Below are 18,780 nucleotides of genomic sequence, written 5' to 3'. Positions count from 1 at the left end.
ATGTCGGTCGCCGATAAACCCTTCGTCAGAACGTCCATCCTTGCCGCCGAACCGCCGCCCCCCGGCGAGAGGGGAGCCGTCGCCTGGATACGCCGCAATCTCCTGGCAACCCCGAAGGACGTGATCCTGACAATCCTGGCTCTTGCGCTCATCGCATGGGCCGTGCCGCATCTCGTCAACTGGCTGTTCATTCAGGCCGTATGGTCCGGGCCGGACCGCACATTCTGCGCGACGACGATCCAGGGCGGCATCCAGCCTGACGGCTGGAGTGGTGCATGCTGGGCCTTCATCAGCGCCAAGTACGATCAGTTTATATTCGGCCGCTATCCGCTCGATGAGCGTTGGAGACCGGCGATCGTCGGGATCCTGTTCATTCTGCTGCTGGTTCCGATGCTCATCCCTTCGGCGCCGCGCAAGGGCCTGAACGCCATTCTTCTGTTCGCCGTCCTGCCGGTCCTCGCCTTCTGGCTTCTTCACGGCGGCTTCGGCCTCGAAGTGGTGGACACTCCGCTCTGGGGCGGGTTGATGGTGACGCTCGTCCTGTCCTTTGTCGGTATTGCCGTATCCTTACCATGCGGCATTCTGCTTGCGCTGGGGCGCCGCTCGAAGATGCCCGTCATCCGGATGCTCTGCGTTACCTTCATCGAGGTCATTCGAGGCGTTCCGCTGATCACCGTTCTGTTCATGGCAAGTGTCATGCTGCCGCTCTTCCTTCCCACAGGCTGGAACGTGGACAAACTGCTTCGGGCGCTGATCGGTGTGTCAATCTTCACCTCGGCCTATATGGCGGAAGTGATCCGCGGCGGCCTTCAGGCGATCCCGAAGGGACAATTCGAAGGCGCCGATTCGCTTGGCCTCGGCTATTGGCAAAAGACCCGGCTGATCATCATGCCGCAGGCCATCAAGCTGGTCATCCCGAGCATCGTGAACACCTTCATCGGAACCTTCAAGGACACGTCGCTGGTCACCATTATCGGCATGTTCGATCTGCTTGGCATCGTCAAGCTGAACTTCTCCGATGCCAACTGGGCAAGCGCCGTCACGCCGATCACGGGTCTGATCTTCGCGGGCTTCATCTTCTGGCTGTTCTGCTTCGGCATGTCGCGCTATTCAGGCTTCATGGAACGCCATCTCGATACCGGCCACAAACGATAAGAACGCTAAAACGATAAGAATGAGGGAAAATATTATGGCTGAAGCTCCAGCGAAAAAGCTCACCGTTTCCGCGACGGAAGTGGCGGTCGAGATCGTCAACATGAACAAGTGGTACGGCGATTTCCACGTGCTGCGCGACATCAACCTGAAGGTCATGCGCGGCGAGCGCATCGTCATCGCCGGCCCGTCGGGCTCCGGCAAGTCGACAATGATCCGCTGCATCAACCGCCTGGAAGAGCATCAGAAGGGTCGCATCATTGTCGACGGCACCGAACTCACCAACGACCTGAAAAAGATCGACGAGGTGCGGCGCGAAGTCGGCATGGTGTTCCAGCACTTCAACCTCTTCCCGCATCTGACGATCCTCGAAAACTGCACACTGGCGCCGATCTGGGTGCGCAAGATGCCGAAGAAGCAGGCCGAGGAAGTGGCCATGCATTTTCTGAAGCGGGTCAAGATCCCGGAGCAGGCCAACAAATATCCGGGACAGCTTTCCGGCGGCCAGCAGCAGCGCGTGGCGATCGCCCGGTCGCTGTGCATGAACCCGAAGATCATGCTGTTCGACGAGCCGACCTCCGCACTCGATCCCGAAATGATCAAGGAAGTGCTCGACACCATGGTGGGGCTTGCCGAGGAAGGCATGACCATGCTCTGCGTCACGCATGAAATGGGCTTTGCCCGCCAGGTCGCCAACCGGGTTATCTTCATGGACCAGGGCCAAATCGTCGAACAGAACGAACCGGCTGCCTTCTTCGATAACCCGCAGCACGAACGCACCAAGCTGTTCCTCAGCCAGATCCTGCACTAAAGCGCGTTGCGACCTTTCAGATTCGCTCCTCGCGCTTTAGGTCTTTGTTGTTACGCATGTCGTTGTCGCAAAACCGCTACACAGTTTTGCGCGACATGCTTTAGATCGAAGCATCCTTTGAAAAAGACCCGCCGAGCCGCTGGCTCGGCGGGTTTTGTATGTTCAGCGGGAAGCTGTCGCCTGCAGCAAACTGCAGAGACCGGCAAGGCCGGAATCACCGCCGGAGGCGGAGATGTCGGCGCAACGGACGAGCATCTTGCGCTGGTCATTGGCAGGCCTGCTGCGGAAGACCTCCAGAGTACGTGCCTGCGACGCGCTGAGGGTGGTGCCGGGCGTAGCCGTGGCATTGCCACCAGCTTCATCTAACCCGCCGATGGCGAGATTGGCATCGACGCCATTACCGCTGCCGACCGAGGCCGTGGCCTTGGTATCGATTCCGTCGGAACCGCCGGTGCGCGCATTCAGATAGGCATCAACGCCGCGCCCGCCGCCGAGCCGGCCGTTAGCGTCTGCGTCGACACCGTTGCCGCCGCCGGCATTGGCGGTCGCATCGGCATTGACGCCGTTCGAGCCGCCCACGGAAGCATCGGCATCGGCACTGATGCCGCTCCCGCCGCCAGTCGAAGCCCCGACATCGGCGCTGACAGCATCGCCGGCATTCACCGACACGCCGACATCGAGCGCGCGCGCAACGCTTACCGGCATGGCAAGGAGGGCGCAGGCGGATGCGAGCACTGCAATGGAGAGTCTATTGTGGTTATGGGTCATGTTTTCCTCCGTTTCCATTCCGCCGAACGATCTGCCCGGCAGTCGAAAATCGAGGAACGCGCGTGCCTTCGATCGATCAGACGCCTGCAACTACAGGACGTCCATGGCAAGGCAACGTGAAGGGATGACGAATGTTTCATAACACGGCGCGGCAAGTCGGTTCGGCGGCGTGCGATGATGTTTCACGGTTATTGAAATACGAATTATCTGACAGACTGTGCCAGAAGCAAACATATCTCGCAGCGCCTGGAGAGCCGACGGAGTATTTCCTCCCCCATTGCGCCAGGAAACTTAGAGCCAGCAAGCAAATCTCAGTTCGCGATAAGATTGGCCGTGATTGATCCATTTGCAGCGTTTTCGTGCAAATCGACTACACCCTTCCCCCGAATTGACTTTTCCACCTCCGATTTAGATTACTAAAAATAACTCCCCTTCCGTCTGGATATATCAAGCGGGAAGTCCATGTTTCAGCTTGTTCTCATCTGATGGAACTGGAGTTTTAGAATGGGCATTTTCGACAAGATCAAACATGCAATTTTCGGAGAGGCGAAAGCAGCCGAACCTGTTGCCCCCGGCGCACCAAAGACAGAGCCGGCGCAAGCGCCTGCCTCACCGTCGGCAGCGCCCAGTCCGACGCCCGCGGCCCCTGCCCCGCAGAGCAAGCCGGCCGCCACGGCCACCGCTCCAGGCACAGTCGATATCGTCCCGATCCTTGACGCGGCAGTGAAGAAGAGCGGCCAGAAGCTCGATTGGCGCCGCTCGATCGTCGACCTGATGAAAGCCGTTGGGATGGATGCGAGCCTGACCGAGCGCAAGGAACTTGCCGCCGAACTCGGCTATACCGGCGACAGCAACGATTCCGCAAAAATGAATATGTGGCTGCACAAGGCGCTGATGAAGCGGCTTTCGGAAAATGGCGGTAAAGTACCCGCCGATCTCCTGGATTGATCGATGACGCATAGCTGCCGCCATGTCTGTGGCGGCAGCTATGCGGGTAACGTCTCGGGCAGATGCGGACGCCGGAACGAGGCGTCCGCTTGCCCGCAGGCACTGGAACCAATAACGTTCGGCTCGATACTTCGATAATCGATCAAGGGAGAATTAAATCCGATGAGATTGATGGCAGTCGTTGGTGTTGCACTTAGCCTTGCCTGTATTTCGGCCGCAGAATCTCCTTCAAATTATCAATCCTATAGCGGCATTCGGGTCGATACCGACCCGGCCCTCCTGGCTCGATACGATAAGGCACTGCAACGCTGCGTGCCGGAGGCAAGCTCGTGGCGACGAGGCTCGCCGGACCCGCGAAGCCTGTATTACAATGCGGCTCTCAGAAATTGCCTCTATAGGCGCAGCTTCGTCGACAGAGGCGTCTACGCCTACCCCATCCCCCAGATCTACTTCGATCATTTCCTGGATCGCTGAGAAGAGCCGCGCAGTTCCACCGCCATATGCCTTCAAACAAAAAACCCGCCATTTTGGCGGGGTTGTCTTCAATCGCGATGCAGCCATTCAAAGCGCTACAGCGTCTTTTGCGCGCCTTAAAGGACGCACGGCGCTGTCGTCAGCGTTTGCCGCCAGCTGGTGGCCGACCCTTGCCTGCCGGGCGATTGCCGCTTCCGGACGAGGTCTTTGCGTCATTGCCCTGACCGAAGTTGGTGCCGCCGAGATGGCCACCGCCGCTGGTATTGGCAACCTGGCGCTGCGCTTTGCGCAACAGTGCCTCTGCATTGGTCTTGCTCATGAAATTCTCCTCAATGGCTGGAAAACCCAGCCGGAATGCCGCCACTGACATCCGCGGTCAAAGACCGAAGGCATATCAGGCAGCGACGATGGGTGTTTGGCGGAGGCTTGCGTCGATCAAAGAATTGCCTGCGTTCATGACGATTCCCCCTCAACCGGCATGATAATCACCCTCCGGCGGCTGCCGGACGGCGCAGAAATCGATTTTGAAAGGAAAGATCAGCTGGGACGCCAGGGCGCAAACCAAGCTCGACAAGCAATTTCGATAGAAGAATCAATAGGACGGCAATGTGTTTAAAACAAGTTCCCGGCTTCTGGCGGGAGAGGCATTGCCGACTGCTTTTGCCAGAGGATGATCATACTGCAGTTCCGGTTGGAACACTTCTTGCAGAGTTACTAATATGTTTATGATGCAAGGACCAAATGTCATGAATCGGTACACATCGCATCAGTTTCCCGCACTGAGGATCCTCATGAGCGGCCAAGATAAATACAGCGTGGTCCGGACCCTCGGCGACGCGGCCACCATGCTCATTTCCGAATGGCCTGGGGATGATGGCGAGGAGTATGTCGTGGCGGTGAGGACATGCCTCGACGCCATTCGCGGCACCACGCCCCCAAACGCCGCACGGGAAGCGCTGATGAGAGCGGCTGATGAAGCCGGCATCCGCTACCTCTCGGTCGTTCACTGAGATCACTGCCTGGATCCGGCAGGACGCAATAGGCGCGCAGCCGACGCTGATCGCCGAAGCCGAATACACGGGCTTGAACGGATGGCGGAAAGCTGCAGCCCGCCTCGTATAAGGACTGGGGAGGTGCGGGATGCACCGGGTTCTATGAGCCCCTCCCAGATCGAGCCGCGACCGCCAGCCCTGTTACGGGCTGGATGGTTTCATCCGCGCGAAGAAAGTCACCGTGACGTTCCGTCCGGGGCGGCCTGCTGCAGACAGACTAACTGCCGCAGCGGTCCCTTGACGGAATCTTTGCTTCTCGACTTTGGTTTCTGCCCAACTCACAGCCTGTCCTGGCGCTTCTCCTGGGACATCAGTTGGCTGGCGAATGCAGCGGAGAGCGCGTCGTCGGCATATCCAAACGTACCGGCTGTTTTGACCTCCATAGCGGCACGCATCAACGCACCCAGCGCGGCCCGCGCGAAAGAGCCGCCGACACTCACGCGGCGTACTCCGACGCTCGACAGTTCGGCAACCGAGTACTTTCGCCCTTTCAAACCCATGACCACGTTGACTGGCTTGTCCACGGCCCCACAAACGGTTCTGATTGCCTCGATATCAGGCAAGCCGGGAGCGTAAAGCACATCTGCCCCAGCGGCCGAAAATGCTTGCAGCCGTTCGATGGTGTCGTCCAGATCGGGTCTCTCCCAAAGATAATTCTCCGCCCGCGCTGTTAGAAGGAAAGGCAGACCGCGTGCGACCTCTGCTGCAGCATGGATGCGCTCGACGGCTTGCGACAGCTCGTAGATCGGGGCAGCAGGATTGCCTGTTGCGTCTTCGATTGATCCGCCTACAAGTCCGGTTTCACAGGCCAAGCGGATGGTTTCCGCGCAGGTTTCTGGCGACGCACCGAAGCCATCTTCAAGATCGGCAGAGACAGGAAGATCAGCAGCGCCAACGATCTCGGCGGCGTTCTCAAGGATCTCATCCCGTCCAAGGCTCGCAAATGAATCCAACTTGCCTTTGGAAAAGGCGTAACCCGCGCTGGTCGTCGCGAGCGCCTCGAAGCCAAGGCTCGCGAGAAGGCGAGCCGAACCGGCGTCCCATGGGTTGGGGATGACAAAAGCCCTATCGCCCTGGTGAAGCGCCTTCAGTCGCTCAAACTTGCCCCTTTGATCCATAAGGCCTCCCCTCGCCCGTCACTGAAGGTGAGACTAACACCACGAGAACGAAATGTGAACACGCTCCGCGAACTTGCTTTGGAGAGAATAGCGACGATGGCTCTTGGGGCGCCTTTCAGTCAGTCTCACGGGCCGTCCGGCGGCTGCGACTCATGGCGCGACCGGATGCGGCATATGGACGAGAAATCTCCATGCGTCCAGGGCTGCCTGCGGGCATCTTTAAGGCGACGCTGCCCAAAATTGCTAATTTCAGAAAAAAATGTCGATTCTGTCTTTGACGGGAGGAATCCAGTCACGCCCACTAGGTTTTTCTAATGTTTTCAATAGAGGCGTTTCGCTATAGTTGCAGAAAGAATAATTCGCGGTAAGCGAGACATATATTTTGCCACAATTTGGGCGACTCGAAATTCACCAAATATTTCAAAACGTAACTTCAGATCGATTTGGATAATGTGGCAGCAATATGGCTATGTTTCTCAAGCACTTACTGTCTCGTTGCTGTTGCACCCTCCAAAACGTCGCCCTATAACCTGCCGCCGTAACGCCTGATTAACTAAAAATATTAACCGGCAAAGACAACGCTAAGGTTGAGGAACAAGACCATGACGACATACTACGTAGCTTCGAGCAGCAGCGGCGGCGGTAACGGCAGTGCCACGTCTCCTTTTCACACGATCAGCGACGCGATGGCGTCGGACCTTAAGCCCGGCGACGAGGTTGTGGTGCGCGCCGGCGTCTATAATGAGTCGGTGAACATGTACAAGGATGGTTCCGCCGCCGGCTACATTACCTTGCGGTCGGAGGTACCGGGTGGAGCGGTGATCCACTCAGCGTCGGGCGGCGCAAATGGTATTAACATCACTGCTAACTATGTGGCGGTCGAGGGCTTCGAGGTCTACGGGAGCGCTTCGCACGGCATTGTTGGTGATGGCGTCCACCATGTGAGGATCGCCAATAACGTTTCCCACGACAACGGTGCGTCCGGCATCGCCTTCGCCGGATCCGACTTCATCACGATCGAAGGGAACGAGACTTACAAAAATGCGAGTTCTGGCTGGTTTTCAGGCATCTCTCTCTACCAGAACCGGAATATCACCGGGGCGCCGGACGATGGCAGCTTCCGCAACATCATCCGGAACAACATCTCGCACGACAACGTCACGAAGTCGGGTGCGCACACCGATGGCAACGGCATCATCATCGACGATTTCCAGAGCACGCAGACGAGCGGTCATCCGAACTACACGTTTAAGACCCTGGTCGATAACAACCTCGTCTATGAGAACGGCAGCAAAGGCATCCAAGTTACCTGGAGCGACTCCGTCACGGTGAAAAACAACACCGCATACCACAACAATCAGGACCTGCTGAACGACGGCACCTGGCGCGGCGAACTCAGCAACGCGCAGTCGAGCAACAACACCTGGATCAACAACATCGCCGTAGCCGACCCGTCGGTGAACAAGAACAACACTGCGGTCGATAACACGTCGTACGGCGGCTATACCAACGCCAACGTCGTCTGGGCCAACAACGACACCTACAACGGCACGGCCGGCCAGGCCTCGGTCAAGACCGACGGCGGCAACGCTATGCCGAGCACGGCGAACGGCAACAAGCTCGGCATCGACCCGAAATTCCTGGGAGCAGCGAGCGACAACTTCCACCTCGGCTCCGGCTCGGCAGCGATCGACGGCGGAACCGCCAAGTACGGCGTCGGCTCGGTCGATCTGGACGGCCACGCTCGCGTCGTTGGAACTGTCGATATGGGTGCCTACGAATCGGGCTCCAGTGCGACACCGGGAACGCCAACCACCCCGACGGAACCGACAACGCCAACCACGCCGACGAATCCGACAACGCCAACCACCCCGACGGAACCGACAACGCCGACCACGCCGACGCAACCGACAACGCCAACGGCGCCGACAAAGGAATTCATCGGCACCAACGGTAACGACATCCTGCCGCACACCGGCCAGTCCAACGGCGGCAACGAAATCTTCAAGGGTCTCGGCGGTAGTGACGTGTTGAAGGGCGGGGCCGGCGCGGACGTGCTCGACGGCGGTACTGGCAATGACACGGCCAGCTATGCGGGCTCCGACGCGGTCAACGTCAACTTGGCGACTAAGGTCGCATCGGGCGGTCAGGCGACCGGCGACAAGATCGCCGGCATCGAAAACTTGACCGGCTCAAGCTCCAACGACGTACTGACCGGCGGCAACGGCGGCGGCAACGTTCTCACTGGCGGGGCTGGCGCGGACAAGCTGGACGGCGGCGCCGGCAATGATGTCCTCATTGGTGGTGCCGGAAAGGACATTATGACCGGTGGCATCGGTGAGGATACGTTTATCTTGAAGGCACCGACGGAAACCGGATCCGGCTTGAACCGCGACGTCATCACCGACTTCCAGCACGGCGTCGATAAGATCGACATCTCGGCGATCGATGCGAATGGCTCTGCGGCGGGCAATGGTACCTTCCATTTCCAGGCACAGGAGAATGCCTTGTTCGATCACAAGGCTGGCGCGCTCGCTTGGCACTATGACGACCAAGCCGGATCCGCGAGCGATGTTACCGTTATCCAGGCCGACACGAACGGCGACGGCATCCATGACTTCGAGGTTCAGCTGAAGGGCCTCGTCCACCTGGGGGCAGGCGATTTTCTCCTGTAACGATAGCGTTGTGGCGGTCGTCCGATCGCCACAACACGCTGGCCGCAAAAGTCGGCTACTTCGGCGCGCGGATGAGGGAGCCCCATCCGCGCGCTGCGATTTTTCGGCAGGCGTCAGCCGGCCTTTCGGGCCGGCTTTGCGTAAACCGATAGCTCGTCAGAACGCCTCACCTCCCGCCATCAGGCGTATCGACGATCGTAGCGCGGATAGAATCAACTCCGACGAATTTCAGGCTGACAGGTCGCCAAGGACCTTTAGAATATGCTCTCGGATCGCGATGGCCGTTTTTCCCGGTGATGCGGAAGTGACGTCGAGCACCAATGTGTTTGGGTGGAGTGGATCGAAAACCCCCGCCCTCCGACTGCGATCCCTCGAGGCTGCCACATCCGTGGATTTCAACCTTTGGCGTCGCTCGGGGTTCGAAACCCGGCGAGCCAGCTCCTCTTCATCACACAGCAATCGCACCGGCACCAAAACGGCGTCGCAGGCTTCGGCAGCACCGGCGACCTGTTGAAAGGTACGAAGGCTCCGCTCATCACCCTCCAAGCCGGCATGCGTGAAAATGAAATTGGCGGACGGCGCGTAAGCGGTGATTGCATCAAGGACGGTTTGTCGAACTCGACCTGTAAACTCCCATATTCCCTTTGGAAGCGGGGCCGTTCCATCCTCATCCAGCAGACGCAGAATCGGGTTGTTGACCCAGTGGTTGTCGACAATTTTTGCCGAAACCATGGCGCTCAACTCTTTCGCGATGGTCAACTTCCCAACGCCCGGGAAGCCTATGAGCACGATGCGGACACCCATCTTTCGCGACACCTACATAGTTTTCGTTGATAATCATGTCGCCCGAAGACATGGCCGTAAATGCGTGTTCCAATCGGATAGACGGTCCACGGCCCAGCAACTTCGTTTTACGGAAGCCGCTCTACCTGTTTGGCGAACGGCATGCTGCATGGATGGACACTTGAAAAATGGCGACCCCTGCAGGAATCGAACCTGCGACAACCTGCTTAGAAGGCAGGTGCTCTATCCAGCTGAGCTAAGGGGCCGTCTGGTGGCCGCGTTCGGAAAGCGCGGCCGGATGCGGCATATCTGGACGAGAAATCTCAATGCGTCCAGGGCTGCGTGCGGGTATAGCGGAAATTGTCGGGATAGGCGACAACCTGGCGTGTCGGGTCCTTCGGCGCGATGACCCGGTATTCGATGCCGTTGCGCTGCGCATAGGCTTCGGCGAGTTCCTGCGTTTCGAAGGTGAGCTTCACCTGCTGGCGCATGTCGCCGGAGGATGTGTAGCCCATGATCGGATCGATCTTGCGCGGCGACTCCTGATCGAATTCGAGCACCCAGAGATGGGTCTTGGCCTTGCCGGACTGCATGGCGGTCTTGGCTGGACGATAGATCTTGGCAGACATGACTGCGGCGTCTCCGACTATGCGGGCAGCGCCCGCCTTTCATGGTCTCAATCTCGTTGCCGACCCGTGCCGGGCCTTTTGCATCATCGTTGAAGATAACGCAAAGAGATGAATTTTGCTTAGCCGCGAATCCCCGCTTTTTCAAGAAAAAAGGCGGTATACAACGCGGCTGGCGACTCCATAACGAACCGATGCGTTTGGGAAACAAGGATATCGACGGACATGGCGGCAGCCATCTCTTGAAACCCTCGGATTTCCACCCGGATTGCGCAATATTACCGATTGTCTCATGTTTTGATCACAACCCGATTGCCGCTGCCAGCCCTCGGCACTAGTTTACGGCTCAATGGCTTTCAGTGGATTTGCATTCATGATCAAACGTTCGGCGGAATTCAATGCCATTGTGATTGGGGCGAGCATCACGGCGTTCTTCTACGTTGCCATCAGCTACGCCCAATATATCGGCCTGATCGCTCACGGTTGAAGCAGCCTTGTCCTGACGTACAATTGCGCCAGGCAGACCGACTCGTGCGCCCGGCAAGCAGACCGGCGACCTATCAAGATTTTTCTGTCTTGCATCCACAGGTCCGGCGAGAAATCTTCGGCTACAGCTGGATTTATGGGTTGCGACGGCGAAGTGAACCGTGTATCTCCCCTGCCATTCACGGCACGGAGTGTAGCGCAGTCTGGTAGCGCATCTGGTTTGGGACCAGAGGGTCGGGAGTTCGAATCTCTCCACTCCGACCATTCAATATCCCGATATTTCGAATTCCTTGACAGGCGCACCGCTGCTCGCGGTCGCGCGCGTTACTTCGCCTTCTTCGTCGTCGTGGCGCTGACGATCCTGTCGCCAGGCTTGATTCCCAGTTTGGCGACGATGCCGGCATTGAGTTCGACGACGTATTTCACCGCGCTCATCGAATCGATGATGTCGCGCGAATAGGGCACTGCCTTTTCCTTGATGTGGCGAATCGTGCCGGTGTCGTCGGCAAAAAGCATATCGAGCGGCAGGATGGTGTTTTCCATCCACATGGTGACGCGCCGTGGCTCGTCGAAATCGAAGATCATGCCGGCATCGTCGGCCATAACCTTGCGAAACATCAGGCCGTGGGCGCGCTGATCAGGGGTCGAGGCAATCTCGACGGTGAAATGCAGCACCTTGCCCGCAGCGGTCTGGATGAGCAACGGCTCCTTGTCGAACCGCATCTGCTCCTCGGCCAAAGCCGGCAGCGCGACCATGAAAAAAAGCGCCAAGATGGCGCTTCTGATGGCATGAAACAGGACAAGGCCGTGCATATCAGTGCGACCGGCTGGCCGGGCTCGGAGCGTCGGGATGGATTTCAGCGGCCATCAGGCCCTTTTCGCCGTCGCCGAAGCGGACGAGGACCACTTGGCCGGGGCGCAGTTCCGTCAGGCCGAAACGGCGGAGCGTTTCCATGTGCACGAAGATATCTTCCGTGCCCTCGCCGCGCGTCAGGAAGCCGAAGCCCTTGGTGCGGTTGAACCACTTGACCAGCGCACGCTCGAGCCCGCTCGTCGCGGTGACCTGCACATGGGTACGCACCGGCGGCAGCTGCGAGGGATGAACCGCGGTCGACTGGTCCATCGAGAGGATCTTGAAAGCCTGGTAGCCACGCTCGCGGCGCTGAATGAGTGCGACGATGCGCGTTCCCTCGAGGATCGTCTGGTAACCGTCGCGACGCAGGCAGGTCACGTGCAGGAGAACATCCTGCAAGCCGTTGTCGGGCACGATGAAGCCGAAACCCTTGGCGACGTCGAACCACTTGACGACGCCGGTGATTTCAACAAGATCGACCGCCTCTCCCGATAGCTCGTCGAGGTCGGAGTATTCGTTCGATGAAATCCTATCAGCCATTGTCGCCAGCCCCTCGAATACGCGTCACACTGTTACGGTTAACTGATTCTTCAAATCAAGATTAACATCTTGGTAACGGATAAGCGCAAGTCCTAGTTTTCGGTTATTCCCAGCTGCACATTTTATAAAGATGACTTGCCCGAAGCTGACCTCGGCTCGCTGAAAAAAGCCAGCCCCAATAAAGGAGTAGATAGAATGCGTTATCTCCACACAATGGTACGCGTCAAAGACCTAGACGCCTCGCTCGCCTTTTATACCACGCTGTTCGGGCTGGAGGAGATTCGCCGCCACGAAAACGAGAAAGGCCGCTTCACCCTGGTTTTTCTGGCTGCTCGCGACGATCTCGACCGTGCGCGCAGCGAAAAAGCTCCTTGCCTCGAACTGACCTACAACTGGGACACGGAAGATTATAGCGGAGGACGCAATTTCGGCCACCTCGCTTATGAGGTCGACGATATTTACGCCACCTGCCAGAATCTGATGGACAACGGCGTCACTATCAACCGGCCGCCGCGCGACGGCAACATGGCCTTCGTGCGCTCGCCCGACGGCATCTCGATCGAAATCCTGCAAAAGGGCAGCCCGCTTCCGGCCGCCGAACCCTGGGCCTCGATGGGCAATACCGGCGCCTGGTAAGGGTTTTCGCCGCAAGGCTTTTGCGAGGCTTGCGGCTTTTTCGATTTCGGGTCCGGCCGGCGCCTCGGCGCTTGCCGCGATCCGGCCCCGCAGGCAATCTCCTGGCGACTCGAAGCGGAAGAGAAGCGTTTTTCGCCGATTTTCCGCATCAACTGGAGACGTCGCTTGCGTAACATGCAGATGCGGATGCCCGTAACGGGCGCTTTGCTAATCGCCACCTCGGTGCTGGCGCTGTCCGGCTGCGCGTCGGACAAGAAGGCGCTCGATTCGACAGCGGTGGTTCCGGCGGCGCAAGCCGCAGCACCACAGCTTGCCACGGCAGGACCTGCAAGCCCTGCCCCACGTTCGGTCTATACAGATCCCCGGCTCGTCAACGTCTCCGGCGCCCAAGGCGCGCCTCAGGTCGTGGCACAAGATCCGAATGCCGCCGCCCCGCCCGCCGGTTCGGCAACGGCGGCGCCTGCCAATATCGGCGGGCTGGTCCTGCAGTCGACCCGGATCAACGCGCAGGCGGTGAGCATCTTTTCCGATCACCAACCGGCACCGCAGAACAACAGCACGTCCACCGTCATTCAGCCGCAGGCCTATGCGCCGGTGGAAGGTGCAGCACCGGCGCGAAGCAGCGTCTACAGCCAGCCACCCGTGCCCACACAGCCGGCAGAACCGGTGCTGCCGCAGCAATCCTCGCAGAATAGCAGCACGCAGCTTGCGCCCGTGCAAACGGCGTCGCTGACGACGGGCAGCATTCCGGCCTCGACGATGAATGCGCTCTACAGCGCGCCGAAGCAGAACCTGCTCGGCAGTCTTTCCGGCCTGCTGCACAAGGCGGCCCTGCCCGGCATGACGCGTATCGCGCCGAACGGGCTGGATCTCCAGAACGACAAGGTCGAGGTCGGCTGCTTCAAGCCTGACCTGCTAAAAGTGATCAAGACGGTCGAAAGCCATTTCGGCCGACCTGTTATCGTCACCTCCGGCTATCGCGACGAAGAGCACAACCGCCTCGTCGGCGGCGCTGACGAATCGATGCACAAGAGCTGCGAGGCCGCCGACATCCAGATCGACGGCGTGACGAAATGGGATATCGCCGCCTATATCCGCTCGTTGCCGGACCGCGGCGGCGTTGGCACATACTGCCACACGGATTCGGTCCACCTCGATACCGGCAAAACCCGCGACTGGAACTGGGGCTGCGGCGGCAAACGCGCGCCGATAACGACCGCAAGAGCGATCTGACCACCGCGCGATTTTCGCATTACGTTACGGCAGCACCGCCTCGTCTCGATAAAGAAACCACCGGCAGCCTATTGATTCAGCATCAATAATCGGCTTCTCGAGCGCACTCGGATTTCCTGTCATTTTTTTGAAAGAAACCGCAATTGCCGCTTGCGGGATTCAAAACGCCTGACTATAAGGGCGCCACCACGAAGGAAGCGCCCTTCGTCTATCGGTTAGGACACCAGATTTTCATTCTGGGAAGAGGGGTTCGACTCCCCTAGGGCGTGCCACTTTTTCTCCACATAGAAGCCATCACATCCGCTTGCAGAAGCCGGCGCGCGCTCCTATTTTAACGAGGCTGGCTGCGCGCCCTTCGTCTATCGGTTAGGACGACAGATTCTCATTCTGTAAAGAGGGGTTCGACTCCCCTAGGGCGTACCATCGGGCTTGGGTAATGGCGCCTAAACCAGTCCGCTGGCTTATCTTTCCCGGCACCGTTGCCTCATGATACCAGGTTTTTCCACAGCCGAAATAAATCGGCGAAAACGATGATTTTTTCGCGCCTTGGCGCTTGCGGCTTTCGAAGGTGCTGACTATAAGGGCGCCACCACGAAGGAAGCGCCCTTCGTCTATCGGTTAGGACACCAGATTTTCATTCTGGGAAGAGGGGTTCGACTCCCCTAGGGCGTGCCACTTTTCTTCCAGAAATTTATCCATCTATTCGGGCCAGATCAGCGGCCTTATTTGCCCGCTTGTGCCTCTCCTTCTGCGCAGGCCTCGCGTAACTTCCGCGCTCTGTGACCATGGTAAGTGGTGTGCTTCGGTCGTTCGGAGCGCCGATCACCGCTCTGGCCGGCAGAGGCTGGAGAGATGCTTCTCATCCGACTTCCGCAACTGGCACTTTAATCTGGCGTCTATGAGATGAAGAAAGCGGCGTGATCGATGGTCACGTCGCTTTCGTATGAGCAGCCATGCAATGCGCCGGCTCGCGATTTCTTATCTGGAAGGCAGAGCTCGCGCTTCAAGTCTTTGCTGACAAGTGAGGCGGCTAGAACAGGATGATTTTAGGCCTGGTCGACCTAAAATCTGAATCTGTTCTAAATCATATAATTAGCGCATGATGTCGCCCGAAAACCGCTTACACTTTTCGGCATCATGCTCTAGCCGGTCTATTGGCGCACGATCTCGCACCGCAGATACTTTCGATCTGCGGTGCGAGATGACTGTCGGAATACCGTGTTTTTAAGCCGACTCGATCAGCGCGCAGACCTTGTCGACGATCTCCATCTCCATGTCCGGATAGATGGGAAGGCAGAGCACCTGTTGTGCGGCCTCGGTTGCGACCGGCAGGTTCGAGGGCTGCGAGGAAGGCAGGCTGCGGTACATCGAGAAGCTTGAAATCAGCGGATAGAAATAGCGGCGCGGATGAATGCTGTTTTCCTTCAGCCGTTCATAGAGCCCATCGCGTGAAATGGGATAGTCAGGGCGTACGAGGATCGGGAAATAAGAGAAGTTGGAGACGGTCTCGCCGGAACGGTTCAGGCATTCTATGCCGGCCACGCCGCGGAGCCGCTCACGATATGCACTGTCGATCAACCCACGCCTTTCGAGCGCGAGCTTGATGTATTTCAGCTGCAACAGGCCGAGCGCAGCGTTGAACTCACTCATCTTGCCGTTCGTGCCTGGCGCCACCACGGTCACTTCGTCGACGTAACCGAAGTTCTTCAGCTGGTCGATGCGGGTCTTTGTCTTGACATCAGGGCAGATGATGGCCCCGCCTTCGAATGTGTTGAAAACCTTCGTCGCATGGAAGCTCAGGATGGAAAGGTCGCCGTGATTGAGAATGCTTCCCCGCTCGTCTTCCACGCCGAAGGAATGGGCGGCGTCATAGATGACCTTCAGATTGTAGAGATCGGCGATCTTCTGGATAGCATCGACGTCGCAAGGGTGGCCGTAGCAATGCACCGGCATGATCGCCGTCGTCTGCTGCGTGATCGCCGCCTCAATCTTCGCTGGATCGACATTGAGCGTCACCGGATCGATGTCGACGAAGACGGGCTTTAAGCCGTTCCAGAGAAGCGAATGCGAAGTGGCCACGAAGGAATAAGGCGTGGTGATGACTTCGCCCGTGACGCGGAGCGCCTGAAGCGCCGTCAGCAGCGCGACCGTGGCGTTGGAAAAGAGGCTGATGTGCTTCACGCCGAGATGGTTGCAGAGCTCCTGCTCCAGCTGCTGGTGGAATGGCCCGCCATTGGTCAGGACGCGATTGTTCCAGATCGCTTCCAGCGACGGAATGAATTCTTCGAGCGGCGGCAGGCTGGGCTTCGTTACATAGATCTTTTCGTTTTTCATGACGCCGTCCAGGAGGTTGGGCATTATCGCGCAATGGGCCTGGTACGAACATCACGGCTTAACCTGTTCCCAGGCTGACCAGAACATGATGCCGAAAAGTGTGAGCGGTTTTCGGGCGACATCATGCTCTAATTATATGATTTAGAACAGGATTCAGATTTCAGGCCGATCGGGCCTAAAATCATCCTGTTCTAGCGAAGTTCCTGCCAACAGTGTGGCGCAAGCTTCACGTCCAATAGTCGGCACCCAAACCAGCCCGAATGCCGTTTCGTGAATCATGGAGACGGCGGCCATGCACGAAGGACGATTCCTTGACGATCAATCAGCCCATTTCCGCTCTGCCGGCCGGTCTTCCTGATCTGGCGCTTCTCACGGAGAAAGCTGCCGGCACGGGGTCCGTCATTGTCTATCAGCCTTATCTCGACCCTTCGCAGCGCAGCCAGGTGGACTCGGCTGCCGTGCCGCTCGACATCTCGTTCAATACGCAGGCTACGACCCGCGAATATGAGCTCTTCCTCATCCTGCATCAGCATCACGAGGCGATCGGCCTCGGCGACGACGTGTTCTGGGGGCTGCTCTCCAGCAAATTCGAGATGAAGTCGGTGACGAGCTTCCCGTCCTTTGTCACGGAGGCGGAAAAGGCCAGAGCGGAAGGTGCGGACGCCTATCTTTACAATCCGCTGATCGGCCACGCGGCGATCTACAGCAACGTCTGGGAACATTCGCTGCTTGGCGGTCATCCCGGCATGGACCCGATCTTCCTGCATATCCAGGAGCTCGGTCATCCGATCGCGCCGCCGCAGGACAAGACTGCCTTCATGTTCTGCAACTATTTTTGCGGCAACCGGAAATTCTGGTCCGGGTATTTCGCCTTTTGCGAACGCATTCTCGAATCACTGGAAAACCAAGCGCACGCCGGCACGCCGGCGGGGACCGCCTATGCCGGTGTGGCTCACTACTCACGCGATGCCAACGCGAAGATGCGCCCCTTCGTGATCGAGCGTCTGCTCGGGCTCTATGTCCAGCAGGCTGCCGCCTCCGGAATGAAGATCGCCGCCTTCGTACCGACCGTTGCCGATTTCGAATGGAAGTTCGGTGTCCGCCTCGGCCGTATGCTGCATGGTCTCTTCGCCGCCAAGGAAGCCTTTCTGCAGAGCCGTGACCAGGCTCTCCTGACCTCGTGGCAGGAAGGCCGCCAGCCGCTGATCAAGCAGCCGCACCTGATCTGGGGCGCTGATGATCCGCCGGCCTGGATGCCGCGCGGCCAATTCATCGGCCGCCGCGAATTGATGCGCGCCTATGCTCCGCAGGCTTCAGGCGCCTCTCCAGTGCCGCAGCAACCGGTACGGACGGAAAGGCCCGCAATACCCGCCGCGCCGAAGATCGAGCAGCCGCTCCGCAACCCGTTGCAACCCTTTGCCGGCGGATGGCAGGCGCACAAGGACCGTCATTGCATCTGGATCGTGACGCCCGCCAACTACAATCACAGCCACGCCTTCGACGAAGTCGCGCTCGGCCTGCAGGGCGCCTTCGAGGAACTCGGCGGCTCGGCACCGATTGTCCGCGACATGAACGCGTTCGCCGGCCGTGCGCCGATCATCTACGGCGGCAACCTTCTCCCAGCCGAAATCGTCAGCCATCTGCCGAAGGACAGCGTCGTCATCAATCTTGAGCAGGTGTCCGAAGAAAGCATCTGGATCAATTCGCGCTACACCTCGATCCTGAAGTCGCTTCCGGTTCTCGACTACAGCCCGCGTAACCGGGAAAATCTCGCCGCCAAGGGCATTGATCATGCTGGCGTGCTCGAAATCGGCTATAGCCGCTGCCTCAGCCAAATAAAGCACGCCCCCGTCAAAGATATCGACGTGCTCTTCTACGGCTCGATGAACGAACGCCGCCACCATATCCTGAAGACGCTGGAGCAAGGCGGGCTCAAGGTCGCGCACCTCTTCAACATCTATGGCGCGGAACGCGATGCGGCGATTGCCCGTTCCAAGATCGTCATCAACATTCATCATTATGCGAGCGGCGTCTTCGAGATCGTGCGCATTTCCTATCTGCTCGCTAATCGCGTCTGCGTGCTGACCGAAGGCGATATCCGCGACCCGGATCTCCAGCCCTTTAGCGGCGGCCTGGCGGTCGAGCCCTATGACAAGATGATCGAGCGCTGCCACAAGCTGATCGCAGATATCGCCGAGCGTGATTCCATCGCCGCGAAGGGCTTTGCGGCCATGCAAAGCCGGTCGCAAGCGGACATGCTGATGAGCGTCATGACCGCCGGGTGTACCTGA

At 58.6% G+C, this 18,780-nt stretch carries 17 protein-coding genes and 5 tRNA genes; 13 read left to right on the top strand and 9 right to left on the bottom strand.

Annotation, left to right across the window (positions count from 1 at the left end):
• Both ELH03_RS08530 and ELH03_RS08525 read left to right on the top strand, forming a co-directional pair.
• The gene (locus ELH03_RS08530) at positions 1 to 1,155 is read left to right on the top strand and encodes an amino acid ABC transporter permease (RefSeq protein ID WP_003559022.1); all 1,155 of its coding nucleotides are present in this window, start codon (positions 1 to 3) and stop codon (positions 1,153 to 1,155) included.
• Between the two features lie 34 nt (positions 1,156 to 1,189).
• On the top strand, positions 1,190 to 1,963 hold the full coding sequence (locus tag ELH03_RS08525; protein ID WP_003559021.1) for an amino acid ABC transporter ATP-binding protein: 774 nt from the start codon (positions 1,190 to 1,192) through the stop codon (positions 1,961 to 1,963).
• A gap of 162 nt (positions 1,964 to 2,125) precedes the next feature.
• On the opposite strand, the gene ELH03_RS08520 is transcribed toward ELH03_RS08525, so the two are convergent.
• Positions 2,126 to 2,731, bottom strand: a complete 606-nt coding sequence (locus tag ELH03_RS08520; RefSeq protein WP_130766226.1) for a hypothetical protein — start codon at positions 2,729 to 2,731, stop codon at positions 2,126 to 2,128.
• A gap of 504 nt (positions 2,732 to 3,235) precedes the next feature.
• On the opposite strand from ELH03_RS08520, the gene ELH03_RS08515 reads away from it, so the two are divergent.
• Together ELH03_RS08515 and ELH03_RS08510 are read left to right on the top strand one after the other, a co-directional pair.
• Positions 3,236 to 3,679 (top strand): DUF3597 domain-containing protein, encoded by a 444-nt coding sequence (locus ELH03_RS08515; protein WP_128405297.1) that lies wholly within the window; start codon positions 3,236 to 3,238, stop codon positions 3,677 to 3,679.
• A 162-nt stretch (positions 3,680 to 3,841) separates the two neighbouring features.
• Positions 3,842 to 4,153: a hypothetical protein gene (locus ELH03_RS08510; RefSeq protein ID WP_128410533.1), complete on the top strand. Its 312-nt coding sequence runs from the start codon at positions 3,842 to 3,844 to the stop codon at positions 4,151 to 4,153.
• Positions 4,154 to 4,292: 139 nt separating this feature from the next.
• Here the strand turns inward: ELH03_RS08510 and ELH03_RS08505 are convergent, their stop codons facing one another.
• On the bottom strand, positions 4,293 to 4,472 hold the full coding sequence (locus ELH03_RS08505; protein WP_003559012.1) for a hypothetical protein: 180 nt from the start codon (positions 4,470 to 4,472) through the stop codon (positions 4,293 to 4,295).
• Between the two features lie 400 nt (positions 4,473 to 4,872).
• Between ELH03_RS08505 and ELH03_RS08495 the strand changes: the two genes are divergently transcribed.
• Positions 4,873 to 5,163 (top strand): DUF982 domain-containing protein, encoded by a 291-nt coding sequence (locus ELH03_RS08495; RefSeq protein ID WP_018241867.1) that lies wholly within the window; start codon positions 4,873 to 4,875, stop codon positions 5,161 to 5,163.
• Positions 5,164 to 5,483: 320 nt separating this feature from the next.
• On the opposite strand, the gene ELH03_RS08490 is transcribed toward ELH03_RS08495, so the two are convergent.
• On the bottom strand, positions 5,484 to 6,323 hold the full coding sequence (locus ELH03_RS08490; protein ID WP_128405296.1) for an isocitrate lyase/PEP mutase family protein: 840 nt from the start codon (positions 6,321 to 6,323) through the stop codon (positions 5,484 to 5,486).
• Between the two features lie 602 nt (positions 6,324 to 6,925).
• On the opposite strand from ELH03_RS08490, the gene ELH03_RS08485 reads away from it, so the two are divergent.
• A complete protein-coding gene (locus ELH03_RS08485) occupies positions 6,926 to 8,998 on the top strand; it encodes a choice-of-anchor Q domain-containing protein (RefSeq protein ID WP_128405295.1) in 2,073 nt (690 codons plus the stop codon).
• Positions 8,999 to 9,226: 228 nt separating this feature from the next.
• Here the strand turns inward: ELH03_RS08485 and ELH03_RS08480 are convergent, their stop codons facing one another.
• From ELH03_RS08480 to ELH03_RS08470, 3 genes are all read right to left on the bottom strand, one after another.
• Positions 9,227 to 9,802, bottom strand: coding sequence for a DEAD/DEAH box helicase family protein (locus ELH03_RS08480; RefSeq protein WP_128405294.1), 576 nt, complete (start codon positions 9,800 to 9,802; stop codon positions 9,227 to 9,229).
• A gap of 168 nt (positions 9,803 to 9,970) precedes the next feature.
• Positions 9,971 to 10,047, bottom strand: a tRNA-Arg gene (locus ELH03_RS08475).
• Between the two features lie 57 nt (positions 10,048 to 10,104).
• Positions 10,105 to 10,410 (bottom strand): ETC complex I subunit, encoded by a 306-nt coding sequence (locus tag ELH03_RS08470; RefSeq protein ID WP_128405293.1) that lies wholly within the window; start codon positions 10,408 to 10,410, stop codon positions 10,105 to 10,107.
• Between the two features lie 670 nt (positions 10,411 to 11,080).
• Between ELH03_RS08470 and ELH03_RS08465 the strand changes: the two genes are divergently transcribed.
• Positions 11,081 to 11,157, top strand: a tRNA-Pro gene (locus tag ELH03_RS08465).
• Between the two features lie 60 nt (positions 11,158 to 11,217).
• On the opposite strand, the gene ELH03_RS08460 is transcribed toward ELH03_RS08465, so the two are convergent.
• Together ELH03_RS08460 and ELH03_RS08455 are read right to left on the bottom strand one after the other, a co-directional pair.
• The gene (locus ELH03_RS08460) at positions 11,218 to 11,706 is read right to left on the bottom strand and encodes a DUF192 domain-containing protein (RefSeq protein WP_130658856.1); all 489 of its coding nucleotides are present in this window, start codon (positions 11,704 to 11,706) and stop codon (positions 11,218 to 11,220) included.
• 1 nt (position 11,707) lies between these two features.
• Complete coding sequence (locus ELH03_RS08455) at positions 11,708 to 12,286, bottom strand: cold-shock protein (protein WP_128410457.1); 579 nt, start codon at positions 12,284 to 12,286, stop codon at positions 11,708 to 11,710.
• Positions 12,287 to 12,481: 195 nt separating this feature from the next.
• Between ELH03_RS08455 and gloA the strand changes: the two genes are divergently transcribed.
• The 5 genes from gloA (at position 12,482) to ELH03_RS08430 (ending at position 14,830) form a co-directional block, all read left to right on the top strand.
• Entirely contained in the window at positions 12,482 to 12,922 is a 441-nt protein-coding gene (gene gloA / locus ELH03_RS08450; protein WP_018073425.1) for a lactoylglutathione lyase, read from the top strand.
• A 165-nt stretch (positions 12,923 to 13,087) separates the two neighbouring features.
• A complete protein-coding gene (locus ELH03_RS08445; RefSeq protein ID WP_130766225.1) occupies positions 13,088 to 14,155 on the top strand; it encodes a YcbK family protein in 1,068 nt (355 codons plus the stop codon).
• Between the two features lie 197 nt (positions 14,156 to 14,352).
• Positions 14,353 to 14,427, top strand: a tRNA-Glu gene (locus ELH03_RS08440).
• 76 nt (positions 14,428 to 14,503) lie between these two features.
• Positions 14,504 to 14,578, top strand: a tRNA-Glu gene (locus ELH03_RS08435).
• Positions 14,579 to 14,755: 177 nt separating this feature from the next.
• Positions 14,756 to 14,830 (top strand) — tRNA-Glu (locus ELH03_RS08430).
• A gap of 549 nt (positions 14,831 to 15,379) precedes the next feature.
• On the opposite strand, the gene ELH03_RS08425 is transcribed toward ELH03_RS08430, so the two are convergent.
• Complete coding sequence (locus ELH03_RS08425) at positions 15,380 to 16,489, bottom strand: DegT/DnrJ/EryC1/StrS family aminotransferase (protein WP_128405290.1); 1,110 nt, start codon at positions 16,487 to 16,489, stop codon at positions 15,380 to 15,382.
• A gap of 311 nt (positions 16,490 to 16,800) precedes the next feature.
• Between ELH03_RS08425 and ELH03_RS08420 the strand changes: the two genes are divergently transcribed.
• Positions 16,801 to 18,780 carry a CgeB family protein gene (locus ELH03_RS08420; protein ID WP_130658855.1) on the top strand — a complete coding sequence of 660 codons (1,980 nt, stop codon included), beginning with the start codon at positions 16,801 to 16,803 and terminating at the stop codon, positions 18,778 to 18,780.

Origin of the sequence: Rhizobium beringeri (assembly GCF_004306515.1) — a bacterium.
Taxonomy (GTDB): domain Bacteria; phylum Pseudomonadota; class Alphaproteobacteria; order Rhizobiales; family Rhizobiaceae; genus Rhizobium; species Rhizobium beringeri.
This window is presented reverse-complemented; position numbering and strand designations above follow the sequence as displayed.

Bases quoted from the DNA above. Each gene is read 5' to 3' on its own strand.
- ELH03_RS08530 (WP_003559022.1), top strand. From the start codon at position 1: ATGTCGGTCGCCGATAAACCCTTCGTCAGAACGTCCATCCTTGCCGCC.
- ELH03_RS08525 (WP_003559021.1), top strand. From the start codon at position 1,190: ATGGCTGAAGCTCCAGCGAAAAAGCTCACCGTTTCCGCGACGGAAGTG.
- ELH03_RS08520 (WP_130766226.1), bottom strand. From the start codon at position 2,731: ATGACCCATAACCACAATAGACTCTCCATTGCAGTGCTCGCATCCGCC.
- ELH03_RS08515 (WP_128405297.1), top strand. From the start codon at position 3,236: ATGGGCATTTTCGACAAGATCAAACATGCAATTTTCGGAGAGGCGAAA.
- ELH03_RS08510 (WP_128410533.1), top strand. From the start codon at position 3,842: ATGAGATTGATGGCAGTCGTTGGTGTTGCACTTAGCCTTGCCTGTATT.
- ELH03_RS08505 (WP_003559012.1), bottom strand. From the start codon at position 4,472: ATGAGCAAGACCAATGCAGAGGCACTGTTGCGCAAAGCGCAGCGCCAG.
- ELH03_RS08495 (WP_018241867.1), top strand. From the start codon at position 4,873: ATGTTTATGATGCAAGGACCAAATGTCATGAATCGGTACACATCGCAT.
- ELH03_RS08490 (WP_128405296.1), bottom strand. From the start codon at position 6,323: ATGGATCAAAGGGGCAAGTTTGAGCGACTGAAGGCGCTTCACCAGGGC.
- ELH03_RS08485 (WP_128405295.1), top strand. From the start codon at position 6,926: ATGACGACATACTACGTAGCTTCGAGCAGCAGCGGCGGCGGTAACGGC.
- ELH03_RS08480 (WP_128405294.1), bottom strand. From the start codon at position 9,802: ATGGGTGTCCGCATCGTGCTCATAGGCTTCCCGGGCGTTGGGAAGTTG.
- ELH03_RS08470 (WP_128405293.1), bottom strand. From the start codon at position 10,410: ATGTCTGCCAAGATCTATCGTCCAGCCAAGACCGCCATGCAGTCCGGC.
- ELH03_RS08460 (WP_130658856.1), bottom strand. From the start codon at position 11,706: ATGCACGGCCTTGTCCTGTTTCATGCCATCAGAAGCGCCATCTTGGCG.
- ELH03_RS08455 (WP_128410457.1), bottom strand. From the start codon at position 12,286: ATGGCTGATAGGATTTCATCGAACGAATACTCCGACCTCGACGAGCTA.
- gloA (WP_018073425.1), top strand. From the start codon at position 12,482: ATGCGTTATCTCCACACAATGGTACGCGTCAAAGACCTAGACGCCTCG.
- ELH03_RS08425 (WP_128405290.1), bottom strand. From the start codon at position 16,489: ATGAAAAACGAAAAGATCTATGTAACGAAGCCCAGCCTGCCGCCGCTC.